Consider the following 3,273-nt stretch of genomic DNA (forward strand, 5'->3'; position numbering starts at 1 on the left):
CGTCGTGTGCCGCCACGGCTCGTTTCCCTTCTCCTGGGCAACCGATCGAGCGCCGCGATATCGTAGCGAGCGATATTGTGTTTTCACGGGGAGAGCGCTTCCGACGGCCGGAGACCGGGCAATGGACGCCGGCTCCTGCTGGATTCGAAGATCGCCGACAGCCCGTCCCCCGCTTGACCAAGCCTTTTACCTGCTTGATTGATTCGTGGTTGTCACTCGGTCGCCATTCCGCCGAAGCTTAGATGTCCCCCCAAGGGCTCCGACCCCCCTTCGGCATGAGGCTCCGCACGATGCGTCGCCACGCCGATCATCGTCGGAGAGGACATCGTAAATCAGGATTGGGCGGTACGTACACGGAGCATGGTCCTGCGTTCCGGTGCCGCGCGGTTCAAGCGCTGCGGCTGGAACGGGAGCTTCCGGGAACCCCGGCACCGACGAAAGGACCGGCTGACCCACCACCGGTGAATCGCTTCGACCGGCCTACGCCAACCGGGTATTGATCATGACGGGGTCCGCGGGCCGGCCCGCGTCCGGCCGGCACTCCGTCGCCCCCGGTGCGGAAGGGGATCGGGCCGCACGGCGGCCTTCGGCCACCGGCACGGAGGCATCGCCGACGAAGACCGAACGGACGCTCCCGCGTCCGCGCATCGTTCCGTCTGCCGTGCCCCACCCGTCACCACGCCCACGCAAACCTCCCCGCACATCCCCCGTCGGCGGCACGGGTCTGACCCCGGTCGCCGATTCGCCGGGGCACGACCATAGCGGGAGTTGAGTGAATGGCTGGAGTCCTTTGGCAGAAAATCATCAGAAACCCGGGGTCGGCTGCCACTGCCCCCGCTTCCCCCGCGGACTCCCCGGCCTGCCCGGCCCGGCCCCGCACCTGGCGTGCGCACTCCTACAGAACACGGCCTTTCTCGGGGCGAACCGGCCAAAAATTTTAGTCTCCCATGGACAAAAAAAGAATCGTTCTTATGATGCATCGAAGGCGTTTTCCGGGGGTGCCTCGGGGCGTTCAGTCACGCGAACACGGCCAGTTCCGATGATTCAGGAAGCGCACACGTGATGAGTTCAGCCGAAAGCAGCGCCTCGAACCGTCCACCGGGTCCGCGGCTCGTGGCGGCAGGTCTTCCGGCTCCCGCGGCGGATCCCGCCACACCGCGATCCGCCACCGCGAAGCCCGCTGCCCCGGACGCCGGCGGACAGGCCGAGCGGTTCTGAGAAGCGGGAATCGATCCGGCCGGTACCCGCCGCTCACGCGCGCGGGGCGGACATACGTGGCTCAGCACTCTTCGCATTCGCCGACGGTCAGGAGAGCCCGTGGATGAGGCCGGTTCTGCAGGTCACCTTCGCTCGAACGCTGTGCCCGCCGCACCGGTCGACATCCGCGGCCCCTCCTCGGAACCGTCGCCCGCCGCCCGCCCCCTCAGCCTTCCTGAGCGACGGAGCACCGGCCCGGCACCGGTGCGCTGCAGACGCCTCCGGACCGTGCGCAAGGCCCCCTCGGTGTCGGGGGTGGGTTTGTTACCGGATTCGTTGACGGATCGGGGGAACGCGAAGCTGTTCGTGCGGTTGTATGCGCAGGACTACCGGCATGTGACGGGGCTGGGGTGGTACCGGTGGGACGGCACGCGGTGGCAGAGCGATGAGGACGACACGGTGCTGTGGGTCGCGGGTGAGATGGCGGAGAGTATCGCCGCGACCGATCCGCGGGGGGTGTATTCCGATGCGGCGCTGCGCAAGCACCGGCGGCGTGCGCTGAGCACGTCGGGGATCAACGCGTTGCTGAGCCAGGCGAGATCGGCGCCGGGGATGCTGCTCAGCGCGGGGGCGCTGGACGCGGACCCGTACATGCTGTGCACGCCGGCGGGGGTGGTGGACCTGCGGTCGGGGAAGCTGCGGGCCGCGGACCCGGACCGGGACTTCCATTCCCGCTCGACCTCGATCGGCCCCCGGCAGATGCCGACGCCGCGCTGGGATCTCTTCCTGACCGACACGTTCGGGGACGACGAACAGGGCCGGGAGATGATCCGTTTCCTGCATCTCCTGCTCGGCTACTCCCTCACCGGTGACGTCGGGGCGCAGGTCATGCCGTTCCTCTTCGGATCGGGCAAGAACGGCAAGTCCGTGCTGCTGGACGTCCTGATCAAACTCCTGGGCGACTACGCGGACGCCGCGCCGCCCGGTTTCCTGATGGCCCGTCCCTTCGAGGGACACCCCACCGACCTCGCCGAACTCCACGGCCGCCGGGTGATCGTGTGTTCCGAGGTCAAGCCCGGTGACCGTTTCGACGAGTCCCGGGTGAAACTCCTGACCGGCGGCGACCGCATCAAAGCCCGCCGGATGCGCCAGGACTTCTTCTCCTTCGCACCCACCCACAAGCTCTGGCTCCTGGGCAACCACCGCCCCGAAGTCGGCACCGGCGGCTACGCCTTCTGGCGCCGGATGCGCCTGATCCCCTTCAACCGCGTCGTCTCCGACCACCAGAAGATCGACAACCTCGCCGACATCCTCGTCACCGAAGAAGGCCCCGGCATCCTCAACTGGCTCATCACCGGAGCCCACCACTACCTCAACAGCCCCCGCGACCTCACCGGCCCCGAAACCGTCCGCATCGCCACCACCGCCTACGCCGAAACCGAACGCTTCCTCACCGGATACGGGACAACGTCCTGATCAAGTCAGCTGCGTCAACGTGGACCGGAACCGTCTGGGGGAATGACGCCCGGGTGGGTGTTGGAGAGGGGTCCTCCTTCGGAGCGTTCGGTCTTGTGGCCTTTGGCGCGGGAGGCGAGGGTGGTGGGGTCGACGGCTTCGGCGGGTGCGCCGGTGGCGTAGAGGCCCTGGGGGGCGGTGTCGCGGTCGTGGGGCAGGAGCCAGAAGACGCGTCGGCGGAAGGTGCCGGAGGTGCGTGAGGGGCGGGCCCGGGAATGGAGCACGGCGTAACCCACCATGCGGCCGTCGCGGTGGTAGGCGGGCCTCCCCCGCCGGTTGGGGAGCCGGTCCAGGCTCTGTCGTACGTAGTCCAGGATCGAGATGTCCTCCAGCCAGACCAGCTCCGCTTCCTCACTGATCTCATCCCCGTCGATCAGAGCACTCACTCCGCCTCCTCCTGGGTAGCCAGGAGTCCGATGCCGGGGTAGTACTTGCGCTGGTTCGACAGCAGCATCTCCTTCGGTGACGCCAGTCCGACGGTTTCCCGGATGCGGGCGGCGAAGGCGCGGGACGAGGCGGGAGTGATGCCCTCGTGCCGGGACCAGGCCGTGTAGGCGTGGT

Annotated in this window: 1 protein-coding gene and 2 pseudogenes; 1 reads left to right on the forward strand and 2 read right to left on the reverse strand. The window is 68.1% G+C overall.

Annotation, left to right across the window (positions count from 1 at the left end; translation table 11 throughout):
* Window positions 1–1,461: 1,461 nt before the first annotated feature.
* Window positions 1,462–2,640: pseudogene (locus ACZ7HQ_RS44980) on the forward strand (DNA primase family protein); the annotation flags it as partial.
* A 47-nt stretch (window positions 2,641–2,687) separates the two neighbouring features.
* Here ACZ7HQ_RS44980 and ACZ7HQ_RS44985 read toward each other — a convergent pair.
* Entirely contained in the window at window positions 2,688–3,098 is a 411-nt protein-coding gene (locus ACZ7HQ_RS44985) for a DUF6009 family protein (protein WP_471003298.1), read from the reverse strand.
* Window positions 3,095–3,273, reverse strand: a pseudogene (locus ACZ7HQ_RS44990) (DNA primase); the annotation flags it as partial. The gene ACZ7HQ_RS44985 and the pseudogene ACZ7HQ_RS44990, both read right to left, overlap by 4 nt.

It is taken from the genome of Streptomyces sp. NPDC037290 (genome assembly GCF_055603245.1).